Consider the following 23005-nt stretch of genomic DNA (forward strand, 5'->3'; position numbering starts at 1 on the left):
TTTGTGCTGCGGTTAGCTCCCACATTTTTCTTACTTGATGGAAGTAAATAGATTTTTTGAGTTTTCCTCGAACTTTTTTGCGAGTTCCAACTGTTTTGACTTGAACTCTTCCAAAAAAACCTCTAACTGTTTTTGAGCCTCTTCACGTTGTAATTGTTGTTGCTCAATAAATTGTTTTGTTGTTTCTTCAAATTGGCCGCTTGTTTGGGTAAGAATTGACAATGATGTTTTTGTAGGAGAAACAGTAAGCTGATGCATATGAGCAGAAAGTTCCTTCCATTTGTCCTGCCACTCGTTAATTTGATCATTTAAGGAGTTTCCAGTTAATTGTTTCACGTAATCTGTATATTGGTTATTGAACTGAGCAGTGAGTTGTTGTAGTTCTTTTTCTAGTTCATCTACTCCTGATGTTAATTTATGCAAAGCGTCTTGTTGTTGTTTTAATGTTTCTAAAGTAAGTTGCTCTAATTGCTTCCCAGCTGAAGAGAAAAGGGAAAGTGATTGAGACCAGTTTTTCCAAAATGCATCGACTAATTCGTATGGTTTAGTTTCCATTGTTTGACCCCCAAATGTTTTTTTGCATATTGTGAACGCAGATTACTCTGCTGTACCACCAGGTGAAGATGAAGAATCCTTTTCATCCTTTTCTGGAGAAGTAGAAAATGGAAAGAATGCATTGGTGTATAACGTGAAAAACGTTCGCAACATATTTTGATAATGTTCAAAAGAAGTCGCACATGTTGTTAAATATTGCTCTCCATATTCAGTTAAAGAATAAATTCTTTTTGCCGGCCCTCCATCGCTTGTATCCCAAGTAGAAGAAATAAGGTTTTCTTTTTCTAATTTGCGTAGTGTTCTATAAACATTACCTTGGTCAACAGAAGAAAAGCCGATATCCATTAGCATTTGAATAAGTTTGTAACCATGAAGACTCCAGTCTTTTAGACAGAGAAGTAAGAAGGGAACTAAGAAGTTTTTTGGCATGGAGTTTGGTTGTTTCGCTTGGTTGCTCTCCAAACTTTCGCGTTGTTCTGGTTCATTTTGTAGCATGATTGTGCATCACCTCATGAATCAGTTAGATGGAATTTTTTGCTTATAAGTGCAATTTACACCTATCTGTTTTTAAAGTCAACACATTTGTTAGAAAATAGAAAAAAATAAAATATAGACTTGAAGTTTTATTCAGAATATTAGAAAATAGTGAATAGGTTGAATTGTTTCAAAAACGAAAAAGGGAGTGTAGGTAAAGTGATTGATCAAAAATTCGATCCACTACAAGCATGGAAAAATGCTTATGAACAAACCGAAACATTTTGGGGAAAAGCGCTCAATGAAACAATTAAAACAGAAGAATATTCTGCTTGGATGGGCAGCGTTCTAGATTTGAATTTGTTTTATCAAAAAGCATTAAATGATACGACAAAAAACTATTTAGAACAAGTAAATGTGCCGACGAAAGAGGATATCGCAAGAGTGGCTACGCTTGTTATTAACTTAGAAAATAAAGTAGATAACATTGAGGAGTTTCTAGAGGAGAAAGTAGATTCTTTAGGGCAAGCTCCTACATTAAAGCGTGATGTAACGAAAGTAAAACAAGATATTCGTACGCTTGAAACAAAAGTAGATCAAATTTTAGAATTGCTAGAAAAGCAAAATGCAGTACTAGCTAAACTACAAGTACCTGTAAAAGAAGAGGTAAAGCCTGCGAATAAACCAGAAAATAAAAAATGATAAAAGCGCTTGTTTATAACAGATAAAAGAGAGAGGGAGAATCTCTTTTCACGTATAAACAGCGAAACATAATTATATATGGACTCTATAGTATGAGTACCAAAATGATTCATAACAATCGTTCACAAATTCATTTAAGGGGGAAAAGAAATGGTTCAATTAAATGGAAAAGTAGCAATCGTAACAGGTGGAGCAAAAGGAATTGGAAAAGCAATTACAGTAGCATTAGCACAAGAGGGAGCGAAAGTAGTTATTAACTATAATAGCAGTAAAGAAGCAGCTGAAAATTTAGTAAATGAATTAGGAAAAGAAGGACATGACGTTTATGCAGTGCAAGCGGATGTTTCTAAAGTAGAAGATGCAAACCGACTTGTAGAAGAAACTGTGAATCATTTTGGTAAAGTTGATATTCTTGTTAATAATGCTGGTATTACAAGAGACCGTACATTCAAAAAGTTAAATCGTGAAGATTGGGAGCGCGTAATTGACGTGAATTTAAGCAGCGTATTTAATACGACAAGTGCGGTTCTTCCATACATAACGGAAGCAGAAGAAGGAAGAATTATTAGCATTTCTTCTATTATTGGTCAAGCAGGTGGATTTGGCCAAACAAACTACTCAGCAGCAAAAGCGGGTATGTTAGGATTTACAAAATCATTAGCGTTAGAACTTGCAAAAACAAATGTCACTGTAAATGCTATTTGCCCAGGATTTATTGATACTGAAATGGTAGCAGAAGTACCAGAAGAAGTACGTCAAAAAATCGTTGCAAAAATCCCGAAAAAACGTTTTGGTCAAGCTGATGAAATTGCAAAAGGTGTAGTATACCTATGCCGTGACGGTGCGTATATCACAGGTCAACAATTAAACATTAACGGCGGATTATATATGTAATGAAGTAAGAAAAAAGTGCATATCCATAGCAGGAATGCACTTCTTTTTTTTTAAGAAGGAAATCGACCAAAAAGGAGATAGAAAAATGACTACATTCGCAACAGAATGGGAAAAGCAATTAGAGCTATACCCAGAAGAGTACCGAAAAGCATACCGCCGAGTGAAAAGGGCGAGTGAAATTTTATTACGTGAACCAGAGCCGCAAGTCGGATTAACGCCGAAAGAGGTTATTTGGACGAAGAATAAGACGAAGCTTTATCGCTACATTCCAAAACAAGAAAAAACACAAAGAGTTCCAATTCTGTTAATATATGCTCTTATTAATAAACCATATATTATGGATTTAACTCCTGGAAATAGTTTAGTGGAATATCTAGTGGATCGTGGTTTTGATGTATATATGCTTGATTGGGGCACATTTGGTTTAGAAGATAGTCATTTGAAATTTGATGATTTCGTGTTTGATTATATTGCAAAAGCAGTAAAAAAAGTAATGCGAACTGCAAAATCGGACGAGATTTCTTTACTTGGTTATTGCATGGGTGGAACGCTAACTTCTATTTATGCAGCGCTTCATCCGCACATGCCAATTCGTAATTTAATTTTCATGACAAGTCCTTTTGATTTCTCTGAAACAGGATTGTATGGTCCTTTATTAGATGAGAAATACTTCAATTTAGATAAAGCGGTTGATACATTTGGAAATATTCCGCCAGAAATGATTGATTTCGGAAACAAAATGTTAAAGCCAATTACGAACTTTGTTGGTCCATATGTTGCTCTAGTAGATCGTTCAGAGAATGAACGCTTCGTCGAAAGCTGGAGATTGGTTCAAAAGTGGGTTGGTGATGGTATTCCGTTCCCAGGTGAATCATACAGACAGTGGATTCGTGATTTTTATCAAAATAATAAATTGGTTAAGGGTGAACTCGTTATTCGCGGACAAAAGGTAGATCTTGCAAATATTAAGGCGAATGTCTTAAATATTTCCGGGAAACGTGATCATATCGCTTTGCCATGTCAAGTAGAAGCATTACTAGACCATATTTCTAGCACAGATAAACAATATGTATGTTTACCAACAGGGCATATGTCTATCGTTTACGGTGGAACAGCTGTAAAACAAACATATCCGACGATTGGAAATTGGCTTGAAGAGCGTTCTAATTAAAAATAAAAAATCCAACTAGCCTATGTTAGTTGGATTTTTTTATGAAAAATAACAAAACATAGAAAGGAGAAATTTATATTTTAGGAGTATAATTATGAAACTTATGACAGGTAAGTTGTTTTGGAATACAGGAGTTTCAGTACCTTGTTATCCACCGTTAGGAAATGATATGATATGTGATGTGCTTGTAGTCGGAAGTGGCGAAGCAGGTGCCCATATAGCGTATTCTTTAGCGAAAATAGGTATGAGTGTAATGCTTATTGAAAAAAGAGAAATTGCATGTGGTAGTACATTTGCAAATGTAGGTGTATTACAGTTTCTTCATGATAAATCGTTAACCTCACTTATCCATACATTTGGTGAAGAAAAAGGGGTACGAGCATATAAACTGTGTTACGAAGCGTTACGGACAATGGAGAAAGTGGTACCTACTCTCGATATTGATCCCTATTTTATTCCGAGAAGTAGTTTATATTATGCAAGTAAAAGTGAGGATGTCTCATTTTTACAAGAGGAGTACAATACGTTGCAGAATTATGGATTTCCTGTTGAGTATTTTACAGAATCTGATATTAAGAAACGTTATCCTTTTATAAAACAAGCGGCATTATATACACACGGTGATGCCGAGGTGAATCCGTATTTATTAGCGCACAGTCTTTTGCATAAAGCAAATCAAATGGGAGCTAATATATATGAACATACAGAGGCAATACATATAAAAAAACGTAAAAATGATTTAATTTGTTACACGAAAATAGGAAATCAAATTGTAGCAAAGAATATTATTATGGCGACAGGTTATGAAGCGCTTTTTGGAAAGAAAGAAAGAAAAAATACAACAGTAGACACCTCTTATGCAATTGTAACAAATGAAATAGATCAGTTTGAAGGCTGGCATGAGCGATCGTTAATTTGGGAAACGGCACGGCCCTACTTATATTTTCGAACGTATCGAAGCCGCATTATAGTAGGCGGATTAGATGAAGCGCTGCAAATTCAAACAATTGGTGATACGAAATTATTGCATAAGCGTGATATCCTTATTAATATTGTAAAAGAGATGTTTCCGCAGTATAAAAATATACAGGCAGACTACTATTGGGCAGCCGCATTTGGTGGTACTCATGATGGTCTCCCCATTTTAAAAGAAGACGAAAAGATACATAATTTGTTTTACGCATTGCCGTATGGAGGTAATGGAACTGTATATGGAATGGTCTTTGCCAAATTATTTGAGCAGTTATTTACAAATAAAGAAAGTAAAGATTTTTCTTTATTTAATCGATAGAAAAAAGGTAGCGAAGTGATGGAATGAGAGATATAAAAAAGTTTTTACAAAAATTACGTCCTGTACAACTCATCGTTTTGTTTTATTTGTTAGCAGTAGTTGTATCGGTGATATTGCTTAGTTTACCGTTTGTTACGAAGCCTGGTGTGAAATGGACATTTATAGATGCGCTTTTTACATCGGTTAGTGCGGTAAGCGTTACGGGACTGTCTGTTATTACGATTTCAGATACGTTTACTACAGCAGGAATTATTGTTTTAGCCCTTATTCTACAATTAGGCGGCTTAGGAATTATGGCGCTTGGTACATTTGTTTGGATCATTACGGGGAAAAAGATTGGTTTGCAAAGAAGAAGATTAATTATGGCAGACCATAATCAAGGGAATTTATCGGGTCTTGTAGAATTGATGCGTTCTATTTTGATTGTAATTATTTCAATAGAACTTATTGGAGCAATCCTATTAGGTACAAGATTTTTACTTTACTTTCCGACTTGGAAAGAAGCTTATTTTCACGGTTTCTTTGCAGCTGTTAGTGCGACTACGAACGGCGGATTTGATTTAACAGGACAATCATTAATTCCTTATAAAAAAGATTATATTGTTCAAATGATTCATATGTTACTAATTATTTTAGGAGCGATTGGTTTCCCTGTGCTAATGGAAGTGAAACAATTCCTTAGTAAAAGGAGACAACAATTATTCCGTTTTTCATTATTTACAAAACTGACGACAACAACATTTTTTGCACTCGTTGTTGTTGGTACAATTATGATTTTTTTACTGGAGAGAAATCATTTTTTAGTAGGAAAGTCATGGCATGAAACTGTATTTTATACATTATTCCAATCTGTGACGACGAGAAGTGGTGGACTTGCTACGATGGATATACGTGAATTGTCACAACCGACGCTTTTATTTATGAGTATATTAATGTTTATAGGGGCATCTCCAAGTTCGGTTGGGGGCGGAATACGTACAACAACATTTGCTGTTAGTATATTGTCACTATATACCTTTGCAAGGGGTGGTAGAACAGTTAGAGTCTTCAAACGTCAGCTACATGAAGAGGATGTACTGAAAGCATCTGTCGTTATGACGATGGGGATTTTGTTATGTGCTACTGCGCTATTCATTTTATCTATTACGGAAAATGTACCGCTTATGAGCTTAATTGTTGAAGTTTGTTCTGCTTTCGGAACGACGGGACTATCAACAGGTGTTACGCCTGATTTAACAACTGTTGGGAAACTTGTACTTATTGTGCTTATGTTTATCGGACGCGTTGGTATTTTAACATTTATTTTAGCTAGTGGTGGAAGGGAACAACCACCTCGCTATAAATACCCGAAAGAGCGGATTATTATTGGATAGTATGAAACCATTCTACCTACGTTAGGTAGAATGGTTTTTTAGTCGTTAATTCCAAATTGTGGATGCATAAAAGCTTCATTTTTATTATCCGCTTCGTTTTTTAGCAACTCTTGATTTTCTTCTGAAATCCACCCAATATCATTTGTAGGATGGATCCACTCATCGCCAGCCATAATGGCAGGATCTATTTTATCACTCCAATTGTTAAGTGGACTGTTCTCGGAATTATATTTACTGTCTCCAATTACAACATCATATTGATTCACAAAAGGTTGTTGCATCGTTTTTCCTGTTCCTTTAAAAGATGGAAAATTCATTTGATGCGGGAGCGTTTCGTCTAAAATTGGTGATTGAATCTTTTCTTTTTTCTTCAAAATTATCGCTCCTTTTTATAATGATTTCTTCATACGTAGTATTTCCATCTAACGCCTCTTATGTACTTGTTAACACTTGCCAGTAATAATTATTTTAAGTTGTTTCAAACTAGAGTAGAAAGTGATTTCTTGAGAGCAGGTGAATGTATTGGTAAAAAGAAAAGTGAAACAAAATGCGGCAATCAATAATAATAAAACTCCGAAAGAAAGCTTACCAGATGCAGAATTTGCATTAGAGTATGAAGGAGAAAATAGCGCAAAGTATGCGAATCGTAATTCAAAAAAAGGGAAACAAAAATGAGGCGTTTTTTACAAACGCCTCATTTTTTTGTGGGATTATAAAGGTTTTTTTAATTATTTGTAAATTTAGTGTTTTCTATTAGCAGAAAAATGCGAAAAAACATAGAAGTAGCAACGTATTACACAAAAACAAACAACAAACAAAAGATTAATGTTGGTTTAATACTGCTTTTACACTAGTTGTTTATATTTGAGTTGTACATAAGATTTGTAAAAGGAGAGAGAAACAGTGAAAAAAACAATCTTTAAAGCTGTAGCGACTGGAATGGTATTTTCGTTATTAATGGGGTGTGGTGCAAAGAAGGAAGAAAGTGCTGGAGCGAAAGTGAAAGATGACAAATTATCTGGATCATTAACTGTTTACACAGCAATTGAAGAAGAGCTTGTACCAATTTATCTTGATTCCTTTAAAAAGAAATATCCTGATGTGAAATTGAACATTGTACGTGATTCAACAGGAGTTATTACTGCGAAATTGCTAGCTGAAGGGAAAAATACACAAGCAGATGTTGTATGGGGAACTGCGGCATCAAGTCTATTAGCTTTAGATAAAAAAGATATGTTAAAAGGATACTCTCCAAAAGGAGCAGATCGTGTTCTTCCACAATTTAAAGATGATAAGCAACCTGAAAAATGGGTAGGAAATACTGCATTTATGACGGGGATTGCTGTAAATAAAGAAGAGTTAAAGAAGAAAAATTTACCGATGCCAGAATCATATGAAGATTTAACGAAACCAGAGTATAAAGGAACACTTGTTATGCCACATCCAGCATCATCTGGAACAGGATTTTTAACAGTTTCTGCATGGCTACAAATCATGGGTGAAGATAAAGGCTGGGATTACATGAAGAAACTTCATGATAATATGGCAAGTTATACGCATTCAGGATCAAAACCAGCGAAATTAGCAGGAGCAGGTGAATATCCAGTCGGTGTATCAATGGTTTATAGTGCTTTAAAAGAGAAACAAAAAGGTGCACCAGTTGAAGTTGTACTGCCGAAAGAAGGATTAGGGTGGGAAGTAGAAGCGAACGCACTTATTAAGAAAGATAATGCGAAAAATGATAAATTAGCACAAGCATTTTTAGATTGGGCAATTACTGATGATGTAATGAAGTTATACTTTGAGAAAAATGGATTTGCGACAATTAAAAATGATTATAAACTTCCAGAGGGATTCCCGAAAGATGTTACTGAAAAATTATATAAAAAGAATGACTTTAAATGGGCAGCAGAAAATCGTGACAAAATTTTAGAAAAATGGGAAAAAGAGTTTGGCCAAAAAGCAGAACCGAAAAAGTAAGTGAGTGGGAGAGAGAAAAATGAGCGAATATTTATCAATTCAACACATTCAAAAACAGTTTGATGCATTTACAGCGTTAAAAGATATTTCTTTTACTGTGAACAAAAATGAGTTTGTTTGTTTATTAGGCCCGAGTGGCTGTGGGAAAACGACGTTGCTTCGCATTTTAGCGGGACTAGAGGAACCAACGACTGGCAGTATAGCTGTGAATGGAAAAGATATTACAGCATTGCCTCCTGGAAAGAGAAACTTCGGAATGGTTTTCCAATCGTATGCTTTATTTCCGAATTTAACAGCACTTGAAAATATTGAATACGGCTTAAAGACAAAAAAATATGGGAAAGCAGAAGTGAAAGAGAAAGCGCTAGATGCGTTAAAACTTGTAGATTTGCTGAATGTAAAAGATAAATATCCTGCTCAAATGTCTGGTGGACAACAGCAGCGAGTAGCACTTGCACGTGCGCTCGCTCTGTCTCCAGATATTTTGTTACTCGATGAGCCGTTATCAGCTTTAGATGCAAAAGTGCGTGAAAAATTACGTAGGGAAATGCGTGATTTGCAAGAGAAAATAGGAGTAACGACGATTATGGTAACGCATGATCAAGAAGAGGCATTAACAATGGCTGATAAAATTGTTGTAATGAATCATGCGGAAATTATGCAGATTGGAACACCAGAGGAGATTTATCAAAGACCAGCCAATCCGTTTGTGGCAGATTTTATTGGTTCTATTAATTTCTTTTCGAAAAATAACGAAGAACATGCAATTCGTCCTGAACATGTAACAATTGTACAAAAGGACGGTATTAAAACAGTTGTGGAAAGTATGGAATTTCGCGGATCTGTATATCGGACGGAAGTGCGAGTCTTAGAAGAAAACACACACCTTTATAATGAGAAAATTGTAGTGGATATATTAGCATCAGAAGTAGAAGCAACGGCTATTAGAAAAGGAAAGCCGATTCAAATCTCTTTCTCAGAAAATCATATGTTGTCATATGGAAAGAAGGTCATTGTATAGATGGAGATGTTAGAAAACTATAAGGTAGAAAGTACGAAAAAAAAGATTAAGAGAAGTATAGGGAAAGAGGAATGGATCCAACGGCTCGTAATTATCGGTATGATTTTTTCTTTCCTTATCATACTTGTATTACCGCTATTACAACTATTTACACAGGCTTTTTATAATAAAGATGGAGTTTTCGTTGGTTTAGCGAATTTCAGTAAATATTTCACAACACCAACTTTAGTTCAGTCTTTACAAAATACAGTATGGATTTCGGGCGCAACAACAATTATTTCAGTTGCAATCGCATTCGTTTACGCATATGCAATTGCCCGTACGAATGTTTTTGGAAAGCGTGTATTTCAGTATGTAGCGTTATTACCATTGTTCGCACCAACGATGATGCACGGTATAGCACTTACATATTTATTTGGTAATCAAGGGCTAGTAACGAAAGGAATGTTTGGTTTATTTGAAGGTATACAAATCCCTTTATATGGACCAGTAGGAATTGTAATAGCTGAAGTTATGTATACATTTCCACAAGCCTTTCTTATATTGCTAATTGCCTTCCAAGGATCTGATTATCGTTTATATGAAGCTTCTAATATGTTAGGGGCGAGTAAAACAAAGCAATTTTTCACGGTTACTTTACCTATTGTAAAGTACGGATTAATTAGTGCAATGTTTGTTGTGTTTACACTTAGTTTTACTGATTTTGGGGCACCAAAAATTGTTGGTGGTCAATATAATGTGCTTGCTACTGACGTATACAAACAAGTAATTGGACAGCAAAATATGCCGATGGGTGCAACTGTCGGAATGATTTTATTAATCCCAGCTATATTCGCATTTGTAGTTGATCGTATTACGCAAAGAAAGCAGGCGAATTTCTTATCTTCAAAAGCAGTACCATACAGAATAATAGCTAATAAGAAAAGAGATGTAATCTCATTCATATATTGTAGTGTGATTACACTTATGATCATTCTATTATTTGTTGCAGTTGGTATTGCTGCAAGTGTGAAAGTATGGCCATATAATATGAGTTTTACATTTGAGCATTTTAATTTTTCAAGTTTAACAGGAGATGGACTTGAAGCATTTAAAAATAGCGTAATTGTTTCAGCAGTTACAGCAGTTATTGGGGCGATTTTAACATTTGTATTCGCATATGCAATTGAGAAAATAGACCAGCTACAATTTTTCAGAAAAACAGGTTACTTTTTCTCTATAGTGCCGTTAGCGATACCAGGTTTAGTACTCGGATTAGGATATGTCTTTTTCTTTAGTCAACCAACGATTCAAATTCTTGGACTATCAGTAACGAATCCGTTTCATTCTTTATACGGAACAATCGCTGTATTAGTACTAGTAAATATCATTCATTTTTATTCTGTAACATTTGTCACGGCAACGACTGCCTTAAAGAAATTAGACCGAGAGTTTGAGCTTGTTTCGCAGTCGATGGGTATTCCGTTTTATAAAACATTCTTCCGAGTAACAGTACCAATGTGTTTACCAGCAATTTTAGAAATGGTAATGTACTACTTCGTAAATTCAATGGTAACTGTATCGGCAGTTGTATTCCTATATGCAGCTGATTTTAAACTAGCTGCCGTATCAATCGTAAATATGGATGATGCAGGAAATGTAGCACCAGCAGCTGCAATGAGTGTACTTATTGTTGTTACAAATATTGTAGTGAGAGTTGTATATGAATGGGGAACGAAAGCACTTCGTAACCGAACTTCACAATGGCAAAAAAGATAAGTAAGAAGGGTGATGGACAGAATGAAAATTGAAGCAGTTATTTTTGATTGGGCAGGTACGACGGTTGATTACGGATGTTTTGCACCGCTAGAAGTATTCATGAAGATTTTTCAAAAACGTGGCGTTGAAATTACAGCAGCAGAAGCACGTAAGCCAATGGGATTATTAAAAATAGATCATGTAAGGGCACTAACAGAAATGCCTCGTATTGCGGATGAGTGGAAGCGTGTCTTCGGTCAATTACCAACAGAAGCAGACATCCATGAGATGTATGAAGAGTTTGAAGAAATTCTCTTTTCTATTTTACCAAGTTATGCTACGCCGATTGATGAGGTAAAAGAAGTAATCGCTTCTTTACGTGAGAGAGGCATTAAAATCGGTTCAACAACGGGCTATACGAGAGAAATGATGGAAATTGTAGCAAAGGAAGCAGCGTTACAAGGATATAAACCTGATTTTCTTGTTACGCCAGATGATGTTCCAGCAGGCCGCCCATACCCATGGATGTGCTATAAAAATGCAATGGAACTTGGTGTGTATCCGATGAACCATATGATAAAGGTAGGGGACACAGTATCAGATATGAAAGAAGGTAGAAATGCTGGAATGTGGACAGTTGGTGTAATTCTTGGAAGTAGTGAGCTCGGTTTAACGGAAGAGGAAGTGGAGAGTATGGATTCGGTAGAGCTTCGTGAAAAAATAGAAATAGTTCGTAATCGGTTTGTTGAAAATGGGGCTCATTTTACGATTGAAACGATGCAGGAGCTCGAAAACGTAATGGAACATATCGAGAAACAAGAACTTATTATTTCATAAAAGGGGTACGGGATCATGAATGAAAATCACTACTTATTATTAACACCAGGACCATTAACGACAACAAAATCAGTAAAAGAAGTTATGCTATACGATTGGTGTACGTGGGATGTTGAATATAATACGATGGTGCAAGAAGTAAGAGCTAAACTTGTATCGTTAGCGACGAAGGAAGAAGAGAAATATACAACAGTGTTAATGCAAGGAAGCGGTACGTTTTCAGTTGAAGCAGTAATTGGCTCTGTTATTCAGGGAAATGGGAAGCTTCTCGTTTGTACAAATGGTGCGTACGGTAAGCGCATTGTACAAATGGCAGAGATGTTACAGATTGATGTAGTGGTCAGCCAAACAGAAGAGTGGGAACCTACTAATATTGTAGAAGTAGAAAAGTTATTGGAAGAAGATAAAGAGATTACGCATATTGCAGTTGTTCATTGTGAAACAACGACAGGCATTATAAATCCAATTGTAGATGTATGTAAATTAGGAAAGCAGTATGGAAAGGTTACAATTGTTGATGCGATGAGTAGTTTCGGCGGGATTGAAATAGACATTGCTGATTTACAAATTGATTTTTTAATTAGTAGTGCGAATAAGTGTATTCAAGGGGTTCCTGGATTCGGATTTGTAATCGCAAAACGTGATGAATTATTGAAGTGTAAAGGGCAAGGACGCTCTTTATCTCTTGATTTATATGATCAGTGGGAAACGATGGAAAAACAAAATGGGAAATGGCGTTTTACTTCACCTACACATGTTGTACATGCTTTTTATCAAGCGCTACTTGAGTTAGAAAAAGAAGGTGGAGTAAGAGCACGTTACAATCGATATTACAACAATCAAAAACTACTAGTGAATAGAATGGGAGAAATCGGATTTAAGCCACTAGTAGATAAGAAATATCAATCTCCTATTATTACATCTTTCATTTATCCAAAAGAGGGGTTTGAGTTTCAACAGTTATATAACGAATTAAAGCGTTATGGATTTGTTATTTACCCTGGGAAAATTTCGAAAGTAGATACGTTCCGCATTGGAAATATCGGTGATGTACATGAAGAAGATATTAATCGCTTAGTTGATAGTATTGCTAAAGGAGTTGTTATTGGGTGAAAGTATTTTGCTTAGGTGGAGCAGGTAAAATTTGTCGTGAAGCTATTTTGGATTTAGTTCAATTTTCATCTTTTGAGACGATTACTGTGGCCGATTTTAACGAGGAAGAGGGCCGTAAAGTAGTAGAATGGCTCAACGATCCTCGTGTTGATTTTGTAAAAGTAGATGTAACAAATCACGAGGATACGGTTGCAAAAATGAAAGGTTATGACATTGTAATGGACGGTACGACGATAAAGCTAAATGGATTGTCGACTCGCTGTATTGCAGAAGCAGGCTGTCACGGTGTGAACTTAAATGGATTTGGTGAAGAAAATGAATCGCATGCTATATTTGTTCAAAATGAAAAAACATGTTTGCCTGGGTTTGGTATGACGCCAGGTGTAACGCAAATGATGGCAATGCATGCAGCAAATCAACTGGATACTGTAGAGTCTGTCCGCGTAAGTCACGGTTCGTATCGTCCGATTGCTTTTTCTGCTTCAATTACAGAGACAACGACATATGAATATGATCCACATTTACCATCGCGTACAGTGTATGAAGATGGTGAATTTAAACAAGTACTTCCGTTTGCGCGTCCGAGAGAAATAGAATTGCCAGCGCCTTATGGTAAGGAAACGCAGTATATCATTCCGCATTCTGAAACGATTACGTTAGCAAAGGCACTAGAAAATAAAGGTGTCAAACTGATAGAGACGAGAGGAACTTGGCCGAAGCAAAATATGCAACTTGTACGTGCTTTATATGATTACGGCATATTGCGTAATGATCAGATTGAAATAAACGGGAAAGAAATAGGCATTATGGATTGTATTTCGCAGTATTTATTGCAATCGAAAGAAGGACAAGAAACAGAGCTTTATGGTTATGCACTTCATGTAGAAGTAATAGGTATGAAAAATAATGAGAAGCAAAGACATGTGTTATATCATACACATCCGTTATCTGATGGTTCTGTTGTAGGATGGGAAAAATTAAGGGCGTATACGAGAAACGTCGGTATTCCATTTGGGATTGCTGCAGAGTTAATTGCAACTGGAAATGCAAGTAGGGTGGGTGTTGTTACGCCTGAAGAAGCTTTTGAAAATCCACAATTAATTTTTGATGAACTAGCAAAGCGCGGTATTCATATTCATGAAGAAGTTTCTACTTACAAAGAAAATTATAACTTTGTATAAGTAAGGAAGCTTATGAGGGAGATATAAATGAGGTGAATCTATGTCTGTAGTAGGAGAAGAAAGAAAGCGAACCATTCTTGAAAAGGTAGAATTTAAAGGAAAAGTAAAGGTTTCAGAATTAGCGAGAGAATTTGCTGTATCAACAGAAACGATTCGTCGATATTTAGAAGAACTAGATCGTGAAAAGAAGCTGAAAAAAGTGTATGGTGGAGCTGTTCAACTTCCAGGCGCTGGGGTAGAGGCGCCAATGTTAGAAAGAGAAATGCTACATATAGAAGAGAAGAAAAGAATTGGTTATAAAGCAGCGACATTTGTAGAAGATGGTGATGTCATTGCAATTGATGATGGAAGTACACCGCTTCAAATGGTTCCATACCTTGTTCATCGTAAAAACTTAACGATTGTAACAAGTTCATTTCCAGTCGCAACACAATTAATTTCTTCTATTAATAAAAAGATGTTTCACGGTGAAGTTTTATTTATAGGTGGAAAAGTATCTCCAAAGCATTCGCGTGTATCAGGGTCTATTTCTCAGCAAGTAATACAGCAATTCCATTTTCATAAAGCGTTCGTTTCGATTGATGGGTTATTACCTAGTTTTGGAGTTTCCAGCTTTGAATTAGAGAAAGCGAAATTGTCAGAGGCGATGATGAAATTAGCTGAGAAGACATATATTTTATGTGATCATACGAAGGTAGGCGTGAAAGGGAATTATCGTATAGCAGCATTTTCACGTATTCAACATGTAATTTGTGATAAAAAAATGCCATATAGTTTTGAAGAAGAACTTATGAAGCATAATATTCAGTGGACAGTTTGTTAAATAAAGTGAAAGTGCCTAAACTCCCGCCTAATTTTTAGGAGGGAGTTTTATTGTCTGCAAATCGTAAAATAAAAGATTTGCATTTATGCAAAAAGTGGACACATTTTCTCATCTCTTTCATATAATTTACCAATACAAAAAAAGTTGGTCGAAGGAAAGAAGGGAGAACATGTCAGAACGAATATATAATAAACTTGTATTGTACGCGAATATTTTGCAAAAAATTGGTGTCATCAATGAGAAGGAAAAAAGTGAAATTCTTCATACGATAGGTAAAAAAGCCCTTTGAATAAAGGGCTTTTTATTTTTTATCTTTAAAAATATAAATTTAATGTAATATTCTCATTGACAATGATAATGATATTCATTATCATTTATTTGTGGGTAATTGATAAGGGTTATCAATTATAAAAATTGTATATGATAGGGGATATTATTTTGAAAAAAAATTATATGAAGGCGCTAGTAGTAGCGACAACATTAGCAATTCCATTTGCTACGTATTCTACTCCAGCATTAGCGGCATTAAAAGTTGAAGCAAATCAATCGGTAGCAGCAGCAAGTGATCGCACGTATGATACTGAAATTAAAATATATAAGGACCAAAAAGACGAGCCATCTATGGTTTCTCAATATATAAAAGATCCTAAAGTAACGATTGCAGCTGGCAAAAAAATTGTCACTGTAACAATGCAAGATAGCGATTATTTTCAATATCTTAGAATAGAAGATAAAAACCAGCCTGGTGTATTTCATGATGTGAAGGTTTTGTCAGAAGATAAGAGGAAGAATGGAACGAAAGTAGTTCAATTTGAAATTGGCGAGTTTGAGAAGAAGCACAATATGCAAATGCATATACTTATTCCAGCTATTGGATATGATCACAAATATCAAGTTCAATTTGAAATTAAAGATCCAACTGTAGGTAACAAAGAAACAGAGAAACCAGATGATAACTCTAATTCAGGAAATACGGAAACGGATAATCCAGTTGATAATCAAAATATGATAACAGATAACAAATTAAGAGAGCTTGTTAATAAAAAAGTATTTAATAGAAAAGATTTAAATACACCAATTACGAAAGAAGATTTATTACAAGTAAAGGATTTGTTTTTAAATACAAATGAGATACTTGATTATAGTGCATTAAAATATATGCCAAATTTAAAATCTTTAACAGTTGCGAATGCGAAGATAAAAGACCCGTCGTTCTTTGCGAACTTAAAGCAATTAAATCATTTAGCTTTGCGTGGTAATGAATTTGCAGATGTAACGCCACTTGTTAAGATGGATAATTTAGAATCTCTTGATTTAAGTAATAATAAAATTACAAACGTTGCACCACTAACTGAAATGAAAAATGTAAAAAGTTTATATCTATCAGGCAACCAAATAGAAGATGTAACAGCATTAGCGAAAATGGAACAACTAGATTACTTGAATTTAGCAAATAATAAAATTAAGAACGTTGCTCCATTAAGCGCTTTAAAAAATGTAACATACTTAACTTTAGCAGGTAATCAAATTGAAGATATTAAAGCGTTATATTCATTACCTTTAACAGACTTAGTATTAACACGTAATAAAGTTAAAGATTTATCCGGCATTGAGCAAATGAAGCAATTAGAAGAATTGTGGATCGGGAAAAATGAAATAAAAGATGTTACTCCTCTAAGTAAGATGACACAGTTAAAACAATTACACTTACCTAACAATGAGTTAAAGGATATTACTCCATTATCAAGTTTAGTAAACTTACAAAAGCTTGATTTAGAAGCGAATTATATTTCAGACTTATCACCAGTTAGTAATTTAAAAAAATTAGTATTTCTAAGTTTTGTTGCAAATGAAATCCGTGATGTCCGACCAGTTATAGAACTAAGTAAGACGGCTTATATTAATGTCCAAAATCAAAAAGTATTTTTAGAGGAAACAGAAGTAAATAAAGAAGTAAAAGTACCTATATATGAAAAAGATGGTGAGATTTCTACGAAAATCCGTCTGAAGAGCGATAATGGTACGTATAGTAATGGTGTAGTGAAATGGAGTACACCAGGTGAGAAAGTATATGAATTTGGTGTGAAAGATCCATTCGCGGATACAGGAATCTTCTTTACAGGATCTGTTATTCAAAATGTAGTAGAAAGTAAAGACGGTAATACATCTAAAGAAGATGAGAAAACAGAAGTGGTAGAATTTAAAGATGTACCAAAGGGACATTGGTCAGAAGAAGCAATTAATTACTTAGCGAAAGAAAAATTATTTATAGGCTATGGAAATGGTGAATTTGGATTTGGTGATAACATTACTCGTGGACAAGTAGCACTTCTAATACAAAGGTATTTAAAATTAGAAAATAATCTAGAACAAAAAACGGCATTTACAGATACGAAAGGAAATATGTATGAAACGGCTATTGATGCAGTGGTTCAAGCTGGAATTATGACAGGCTATGGAAATGGTATGTTCCGTCCAGATGGAGTATTAACTCGATATGAAATGTCAGTAGTACTACAAAGAGTATTTCAGTTAAAAGAAAATGAAAATAGTGCAGAGAATTTTAAAGATGTACCAAATGGCCATTGGGCGAAAGGATATGTGAAAGCTTTAGTGGATAATAAAATATCAAAAGGCGACGGGGAAGGGAATTTTTTAGGAGATAATTTCGTAACACGTGAACAATACGCACAGTTTTTGTATAATGCAATAAAGAAATAAAGTGAAACTTTATTCAGTGGGGGTTTTGTTCATTCCCTACTGATTAGTAGCCCTCACCAATCGGGCTGCCCGTTAATGCGGAATAAAAAATGAGGAAAATACGCTATTCTTTAATTAAAGAATAGCGTATTTTTTATGTGCAAAATGAAATAGATAGGAGTATAGACATATGAATAGCCTATTTTAAAGAAGAACCACGAAACTATATTGACAAAAAAGCGTTCTCATGTGATAATTCAATTAAATTTTTAGAATAATCAAAAAATATTCCTTTTACATAGAAAGGATTCGAACCTTATATGAATATTATGCCGGGGGTGACGAAATGTTATTTTTTCTGAAGAAATGGAATGAATTAAAAGATGTGAAATCTGAATTGGCACTTCGTGATTGGTTTTATGGTACCAAAATTAGCTTATCGCTATGTACGTCAAAAGAGCCGTTAACATTTTTAGTAAATGTTGAGGGAAGAGATAAAGGGCTATTTTCGGAAGAAGATTTTATTGTCGTAAATTGCATGTGCGAGTCAGTATTTGAAAATGAAGAAAAACCAGCTGCAGAGTCATTTATGCATGCGGATATTTATAAAAAAAGTAGTGCAGGATGTATTTTACAAGTGCAGACTGTAGATAGTCATTTAATATCAGAGTTATATGGGGAAGAAGGAGAAGTAACGTTCGATAAACGCAGTGTGGAGCGTGTTTTCGGAAAAGAAGGTATAACAGAAATGACAATTCCAATTGTAGAAGATGAAAAAAAATTCGCTGATTTATTAGAAAGCAATGTTCCGAATTTCATTGAAGGTGGAGGAGTAGTTCTTGTTCATAATTACGGCATGATTGTGTGGGGAAAAACGCCAGAAGAAGCGAAAAAATGGCTAGAGGGTATAGAATATTTAATGAACTATCATGTAAAGTTATTAATGATTAAGGGTGCAAGGAGCTCTGTTATATAAAAATGGATGTGATATGGCTACAAGTTAATAAACAAATGAAAGCGTTTTAAAAATAATTTCACTCATAAAATATAGGTCTCCTTATTATATATAGATTACATGTTGACATGTAAGGAGGAACATATTTTGCGAGTTAAATATCATTTTCTGCCAAAGCAGCAAGTAACATTTTGCAAGATAAATGATTCTGGTGAAGAGGCACTGCAAATGATGAACGAAACGGGATTTCGAGCCATCCCGGTATTAGCAGAAGATGAGAAGAAATTCACGGGGATTATTTATAAAGTAGATTTATTAGAAAAAAAATGCAATAGCGGATTAGAGCATGTAAGTGCAGGGGATATGCTTGATGATTCCAATGCATTTATTTTTGAAAAGGATTCATTCTTCAGAGCTTTTTATGTAATTCGTCGGCTTCCGTTTTTAGCCGTGCTAAATGATTATAATGAATTTGTCGGTATGTTAACGCATTCGAATATATTTGATGTTATTGAAGATTCATTTGGTATGCGAACAGGTGGTTATATATTAACAATTGCAACACAAGATTGTAAGGGAACGATTAAAGAGCTTGGGACATTGTTAAAAGCATATAATATCGGTGGCCTATTTACGTTAGATAACGGTGATCAATATATCCGCCGCGTTATTGTAAATATATCAGATGAGTTAGATGAAACAAGATTAAAGCAATTAATCGGAAAAATAGAGAAAAAAGGATTCAGAGTGAGTCATGTAGATTATATTTAAGTTAAAAAAAGTACCTATCTGTTATATATAGATAGGTACTTTTTTGTCCCGCCATTTGTGGGCAGTAAAATCCGCGCCTCAAAATTCAGCGCAAGTAAAGAAGTTAAGTGGGGGGACGGATTGCCCATAAAAGCCCAATTGGTGAGGGCTGATTAAAGTTTTACTTTATGTGAGTAATGAACTTTATTTTGAAACAGGAGGCGGGGATAATGCTAGATCAGATAAGAAAATAAAGTCTGCATGCTCACGAATTTTAGGGATAGAAGTTTCAATAACGCGTGATGTAATTTCACCTGGAGGGCCCACATGCCCGATAGCTACCATAATAGGTTTTTCTTGAATTTTTTTGATGAGTAATTGGGCTTGTTTTGAAATATGTCCTGCTGTATACACATCATCAAAAAATAGTTGGTTTTCAATAATAGGAACTCCTAATTCTTTTCCGATTTTTGGGACGACACTATTAGGATTCGTTTTACTATCTAAGTAAAATAAACCGTGTTTTTTACAAGCAGCAAGTATAAGGCGAACAATTCTTTCATCCGCTGTTACTTTTGACCCCATATGATTGTTCATTCCAATTGCATGCGGTACTTCTTGAATCGCTTGTTCAAGTCGGTTGTTTATTTCTTCATCGCTTAAATCAGTTGTAATTGCTTTCGGCCCAAGCCATTCTTTTTTACCTTTTATAGGTTCCATTGGCATATGTATAATAACTTCATGGCCTTTCTTATGGGCAGCTATTGCATCTTCTTTTGTGGAAGGAAGAAAAGGCATAACAGCAACAGTGAGTGGAATGGGAAGTGATAACATTTGATTAGTCCCCTTCATATTATTTCCGAAATCATCAATGACAATAGCAACTTTATTCGTATGAGCGTTTGCTTGAATAGGAAATAAGAAGGACGGTAAAAACAAAACAATGATGAATAATGCAATCGTATATTTTCGCATATAAATATTTCCTTTCTATTGTTATCCCGCTATTTGTGGGGAGTAAGACTCCCACCTCAACATTGGGCTGGATAGGTGGGAGATTCACTGCCTACCCGATTGGTGAATGCTAATAATCAGTGGGGGCTGAACAAAAAACACTGATTAAAGTTTCACTTTATCAATCATCATTATGTTTTGCTTTTTTATATAAATTAAACAAAAAATGTCGAAGAAAAGTAGGTGGGAAATTAAGAATCCACGGTTTACGTAGCATTTATAAAAAAACAAGATGAAAAAAATGTCTATTATTGCGAATGTATTTACAAAGATAGAATAATTTGTAATAATTCTCAAAGTGAGGGTAAAGATTTGTAAATTACAGGGAGAAAATGTTAAAATTTCTGATTCTTCAAATTTGCATATGATTAAGTAGTTAAAAAAGTCAATGGAGAAGTGAAGTTAAGAGCATGGAAGTATAATAAGGGGGATATGGATGTTTACTGTAAAAAGGAAGTACACATTAGAAAAGCTTTCACGTGATATTCATATGAAACGTGAAGAAATGATTCAACTAGGATTAACAAGTGGGCTAAATAGTAGGGAGACAATTCAAGTTAGTCAAGAATTGGACAAGCTTATTTTACAATATCAATGTTATAAAGAAAAACAAACACCGAAATGGTTTTCAATTATAAAAATACCTATTTTCCAAATCGGGTATGAAGGAAAATCAAATAATTTTTGGCGAATGCTTGTGGCTGGTTTTATGAAATAAGTATAATTACCCTTATAGGATAAGGATAATTATACTATGTGTAACGGAATTTCGATATGAACTGCTGTTCCTTCGTTTTCTGTACTGTCAATAAAAATATGCCCATTATACATCTCTACAATTCGTTTACATATGACAAGTCCAAGACCTGTTCCAGTATCTTTATTAGTAAAGAACGGATGAAAGAGGTGTTTTTGAATATGTTGCGGAATCCCTTTTCCAGTATCTATAATCTGCAATTGTGCGTGTGTTTCATTGTTTTTTACTACAATGGTTAGTGTATCACTAGAAGTCATGGCCTCAATTGCATTTTTTGTAATGTTTAAAACCACTTGTTTCATATGGTCTTTCGAACAACGGATATGAACAGGATGGTCTGGCAAATGTAAATGGAATACAATGTTATGTAAATTCGCCTCAGATTGAATAATTAATGCTACCTCATTTAGAATTTTTCTTACATCATACGTTTGTTCGATGATGGCGGTTGGCTTTCCGAGAATAAGAAATTCACTTACAATTTCATTGATTCGCTCTATTTCTTGTTCAATTACGGAAAAGTAGAACTGATCTTGCTCATCTTTATATTTCTCTTTTAATAGAGCGACGAGTCCTTTAATTCCAGTAAGAGGATTACGGATTTCGTGTGCTGTACTCGCTGCAAAAGTTCCAACTAATTCAATTTTTTGTAGTTCATTTTGTTGCCTTTCAATTTTTGTTTGACGTTTTAACAACATATATTGAGCAAGTAAAAATAAAATAGACATTAAAAATAAAGTAGCTATACACTCTATTGCAACCCACTGGTATAAGGTTTTTTGATGAATAGGTAATGGAGAAACAGAGACCTTCCAATTTAATCTTTGGAGTGGGGTAGTAAGCATATTAGAATGCGTATCACTTGTGTCGTTATTATCATCGGTTAGAAAAACTACATCATGTTTATCAGTTACCTCAAAATGGTATTGTGGTTTAATGGCATTTAAAGAAGATGAAATGTAATCAAAGCGTAAACTAGCTAATAATAATCCTGAGAGCTCCTTCTGTTTATTAAATATGGGGGCAGCAATCATAATAGCTTTATGTCCAAGAACGCGATCAGTAATGACTGATGATACAGTGGTTTTTTTAGTTTGGAGCGCGTCTTGAATATATTTACGGTCTGAAACATCTATAGGCTTTGATTCATCTTCAGATGCGATTGTAATGACTCCTTCTGGTGTAGCGTAATATAGACCAGAAAAGCGTGCATCGTTTCCATCTGTATCATGTACAATTTGTTTAATACCATTTATATTACCAGTCTCGGTGCCTACAACTTTTGCAAGCATGTCTAAAGCAGAAATTGCTTCACCAAGATGATGATCCAAATAATCTCTATATAAAAAGAGAACTGTATGAGCAGATAATTTGTTTTCCTGTTTCATTTTATATGTATGATACGAATAAAATGTAGCACCAATCCCTATTGTCGGTAGGATAACAAGCAATATATATACAATTATGCTTTGGAATTTGACTTTCAAATGTGGTACTCCTTCTTTTTTTATTATCATTATATATAAACTATGTTAAAATTGTCATGTTTTTATTCAAGAATGATTCTTAATATATTAGGGGAGAGGAAATGGATGAGTGAATGCTCATTCGGAATTCACAGGAAGTATGAACTGGCATTTTCTTTTTATTGCTGAGAATTTAAGTGAAGGGTTGAAA

General features: G+C 34.7%; 22 protein-coding genes. 17 read left to right on the top strand and 5 right to left on the bottom strand.

Annotated elements, in window-relative coordinates; all coding sequences use genetic code 11:
- Positions 1-30: 30 nt before the first annotated feature.
- The gene (gene phaP / locus C3Y97_RS06575; protein WP_016124304.1) at positions 31-555 is read right to left on the bottom strand and encodes a polyhydroxyalkanoic acid inclusion protein PhaP; all 525 of its coding nucleotides are present in this window, start codon (positions 553-555) and stop codon (positions 31-33) included.
- Between the two features lie 42 nt (positions 556-597).
- On the bottom strand, positions 598-1050 hold the full coding sequence (gene phaQ, locus C3Y97_RS06580) for a poly-beta-hydroxybutyrate-responsive repressor (RefSeq protein WP_000939955.1): 453 nt from the start codon (positions 1048-1050) through the stop codon (positions 598-600).
- 198 nt (positions 1051-1248) lie between these two features.
- On the opposite strand from phaQ, the gene phaR reads away from it, so the two are divergent.
- The 5 genes from phaR to C3Y97_RS06605 all read left to right on the top strand — a co-directional run bounded on the left by phaR (position 1249) and on the right by C3Y97_RS06605 (position 6460).
- Positions 1249-1731, top strand: a complete 483-nt coding sequence (gene phaR, locus C3Y97_RS06585; RefSeq protein ID WP_000566942.1) for a polyhydroxyalkanoic acid synthase subunit PhaR — start codon at positions 1249-1251, stop codon at positions 1729-1731.
- A 150-nt stretch (positions 1732-1881) separates the two neighbouring features.
- Positions 1882-2625 carry an acetoacetyl-CoA reductase gene (locus C3Y97_RS06590; protein WP_000250414.1) on the top strand — a complete coding sequence of 248 codons (744 nt, stop codon included), beginning with the start codon at positions 1882-1884 and terminating at the stop codon, positions 2623-2625.
- An 85-nt stretch (positions 2626-2710) separates the two neighbouring features.
- A complete protein-coding gene (phaC, locus tag C3Y97_RS06595; protein ID WP_000206336.1) occupies positions 2711-3796 on the top strand; it encodes a class III poly(R)-hydroxyalkanoic acid synthase subunit PhaC in 1086 nt (361 codons plus the stop codon).
- A gap of 94 nt (positions 3797-3890) precedes the next feature.
- The gene (locus tag C3Y97_RS06600; protein ID WP_000772574.1) at positions 3891-5087 is read left to right on the top strand and encodes an NAD(P)/FAD-dependent oxidoreductase; all 1197 of its coding nucleotides are present in this window, start codon (positions 3891-3893) and stop codon (positions 5085-5087) included.
- 23 nt (positions 5088-5110) lie between these two features.
- Positions 5111-6460, top strand: a complete 1350-nt coding sequence (locus C3Y97_RS06605; RefSeq protein WP_001204705.1) for a TrkH family potassium uptake protein — start codon at positions 5111-5113, stop codon at positions 6458-6460.
- A gap of 38 nt (positions 6461-6498) precedes the next feature.
- Here C3Y97_RS06605 and C3Y97_RS06610 read toward each other — a convergent pair whose 3' ends face one another.
- Positions 6499-6834 carry a DUF3905 domain-containing protein gene (locus tag C3Y97_RS06610; RefSeq protein WP_000726025.1) on the bottom strand — a complete coding sequence of 112 codons (336 nt, stop codon included), beginning with the start codon at positions 6832-6834 and terminating at the stop codon, positions 6499-6501.
- Positions 6835-6982: 148 nt separating this feature from the next.
- Here C3Y97_RS06610 and C3Y97_RS27770 point away from each other — a divergent pair, with 148 nt between their 5' ends.
- The 11 genes from C3Y97_RS27770 to cbpA all read left to right on the top strand — a co-directional run bounded on the left by C3Y97_RS27770 (position 6983) and on the right by cbpA (position 19578).
- Entirely contained in the window at positions 6983-7135 is a 153-nt protein-coding gene (locus tag C3Y97_RS27770; protein WP_000240799.1) for a hypothetical protein, read from the top strand.
- Between the two features lie 228 nt (positions 7136-7363).
- On the top strand, positions 7364-8440 hold the full coding sequence (locus C3Y97_RS06620; RefSeq protein ID WP_000750893.1) for a putative 2-aminoethylphosphonate ABC transporter substrate-binding protein: 1077 nt from the start codon (positions 7364-7366) through the stop codon (positions 8438-8440).
- Between the two features lie 19 nt (positions 8441-8459).
- The gene (locus tag C3Y97_RS06625; RefSeq protein WP_000006197.1) at positions 8460-9461 is read left to right on the top strand and encodes a putative 2-aminoethylphosphonate ABC transporter ATP-binding protein; all 1002 of its coding nucleotides are present in this window, start codon (positions 8460-8462) and stop codon (positions 9459-9461) included.
- On the top strand, positions 9462-11219 hold the full coding sequence (locus tag C3Y97_RS06630) for a putative 2-aminoethylphosphonate ABC transporter permease subunit (RefSeq protein ID WP_136363210.1): 1758 nt from the start codon (positions 9462-9464) through the stop codon (positions 11217-11219).
- 21 nt (positions 11220-11240) lie between these two features.
- Entirely contained in the window at positions 11241-12035 is a 795-nt protein-coding gene (gene phnX / locus C3Y97_RS06635; RefSeq protein WP_000687397.1) for a phosphonoacetaldehyde hydrolase, read from the top strand.
- Positions 12036-12050: 15 nt separating this feature from the next.
- A complete protein-coding gene (phnW, locus tag C3Y97_RS06640; protein WP_001004786.1) occupies positions 12051-13148 on the top strand; it encodes a 2-aminoethylphosphonate--pyruvate transaminase in 1098 nt (365 codons plus the stop codon).
- Positions 13145-14329, top strand: a complete 1185-nt coding sequence (locus tag C3Y97_RS06645; RefSeq protein ID WP_000862162.1) for a saccharopine dehydrogenase family protein — start codon at positions 13145-13147, stop codon at positions 14327-14329. The genes phnW and C3Y97_RS06645 overlap by 4 nt, the downstream gene beginning before the upstream one ends.
- Positions 14330-14369: 40 nt before the next feature.
- On the top strand, positions 14370-15152 hold the full coding sequence (locus C3Y97_RS06650) for a DeoR/GlpR family DNA-binding transcription regulator (RefSeq protein ID WP_000117666.1): 783 nt from the start codon (positions 14370-14372) through the stop codon (positions 15150-15152).
- 420 nt (positions 15153-15572) lie between these two features.
- A complete protein-coding gene (locus C3Y97_RS06655) occupies positions 15573-17873 on the top strand; it encodes an NEAT domain-containing leucine-rich repeat protein (RefSeq protein ID WP_025921764.1) in 2301 nt (766 codons plus the stop codon).
- Between the two features lie 325 nt (positions 17874-18198).
- Positions 18199-18828: a class II aldolase/adducin family protein gene (locus tag C3Y97_RS06660; RefSeq protein ID WP_000896006.1), complete on the top strand. Its 630-nt coding sequence runs from the start codon at positions 18199-18201 to the stop codon at positions 18826-18828.
- 126 nt (positions 18829-18954) lie between these two features.
- A complete protein-coding gene (cbpA, locus tag C3Y97_RS06665; RefSeq protein ID WP_001264208.1) occupies positions 18955-19578 on the top strand; it encodes a cyclic di-AMP binding protein CbpA in 624 nt (207 codons plus the stop codon).
- A gap of 183 nt (positions 19579-19761) precedes the next feature.
- On the opposite strand, the gene C3Y97_RS06670 is transcribed toward cbpA, so the two are convergent.
- Positions 19762-20532 (bottom strand): divergent polysaccharide deacetylase family protein, encoded by a 771-nt coding sequence (locus C3Y97_RS06670; RefSeq protein WP_001234107.1) that lies wholly within the window; start codon positions 20530-20532, stop codon positions 19762-19764.
- 475 nt (positions 20533-21007) lie between these two features.
- On the opposite strand from C3Y97_RS06670, the gene C3Y97_RS06675 reads away from it, so the two are divergent.
- Positions 21008-21289 carry an aspartyl-phosphate phosphatase Spo0E family protein gene (locus C3Y97_RS06675; RefSeq protein WP_000495536.1) on the top strand — a complete coding sequence of 94 codons (282 nt, stop codon included), beginning with the start codon at positions 21008-21010 and terminating at the stop codon, positions 21287-21289.
- Between the two features lie 29 nt (positions 21290-21318).
- Here the strand turns inward: C3Y97_RS06675 and C3Y97_RS06680 are convergent, their stop codons facing one another.
- The gene (locus C3Y97_RS06680) at positions 21319-22815 is read right to left on the bottom strand and encodes a DUF3149 domain-containing protein (RefSeq protein ID WP_000865067.1); all 1497 of its coding nucleotides are present in this window, start codon (positions 22813-22815) and stop codon (positions 21319-21321) included.
- Positions 22816-23005: the final 190 nt, after the last annotated feature.

The organism is Bacillus sp. DU-106 (genome assembly GCF_004799705.1).
GTDB lineage: Bacteria > Bacillota > Bacilli > Bacillales > Bacillaceae_G > Bacillus_A > Bacillus_A cereus.

Coding starts and splice junctions, on each gene's coding strand:
- C3Y97_RS06670 (WP_001234107.1), bottom strand. CDS start 20,532: ATGCGAAAATATACGATTGCATTATTCATCATTGTTTTGTTTTTACCG.
- C3Y97_RS06650 (WP_000117666.1), top strand. CDS start 14,370: ATGTCTGTAGTAGGAGAAGAAAGAAAGCGAACCATTCTTGAAAAGGTA.
- C3Y97_RS06600 (WP_000772574.1), top strand. CDS start 3,891: ATGAAACTTATGACAGGTAAGTTGTTTTGGAATACAGGAGTTTCAGTA.
- C3Y97_RS06605 (WP_001204705.1), top strand. CDS start 5,111: ATGAGAGATATAAAAAAGTTTTTACAAAAATTACGTCCTGTACAACTC.
- C3Y97_RS06590 (WP_000250414.1), top strand. CDS start 1,882: ATGGTTCAATTAAATGGAAAAGTAGCAATCGTAACAGGTGGAGCAAAA.
- phnX (WP_000687397.1), top strand. CDS start 11,241: ATGAAAATTGAAGCAGTTATTTTTGATTGGGCAGGTACGACGGTTGAT.
- C3Y97_RS06630 (WP_136363210.1), top strand. CDS start 9,462: ATGGAGATGTTAGAAAACTATAAGGTAGAAAGTACGAAAAAAAAGATT.
- C3Y97_RS06625 (WP_000006197.1), top strand. CDS start 8,460: ATGAGCGAATATTTATCAATTCAACACATTCAAAAACAGTTTGATGCA.
- phnW (WP_001004786.1), top strand. CDS start 12,051: ATGAATGAAAATCACTACTTATTATTAACACCAGGACCATTAACGACA.
- C3Y97_RS06655 (WP_025921764.1), top strand. CDS start 15,573: ATGATAGGGGATATTATTTTGAAAAAAAATTATATGAAGGCGCTAGTA.
- phaC (WP_000206336.1), top strand. CDS start 2,711: ATGACTACATTCGCAACAGAATGGGAAAAGCAATTAGAGCTATACCCA.
- C3Y97_RS06660 (WP_000896006.1), top strand. CDS start 18,199: ATGTTATTTTTTCTGAAGAAATGGAATGAATTAAAAGATGTGAAATCT.
- C3Y97_RS06675 (WP_000495536.1), top strand. CDS start 21,008: ATGTTTACTGTAAAAAGGAAGTACACATTAGAAAAGCTTTCACGTGAT.
- phaQ (WP_000939955.1), bottom strand. CDS start 1,050: ATGCTACAAAATGAACCAGAACAACGCGAAAGTTTGGAGAGCAACCAA.
- phaP (WP_016124304.1), bottom strand. CDS start 555: ATGGAAACTAAACCATACGAATTAGTCGATGCATTTTGGAAAAACTGG.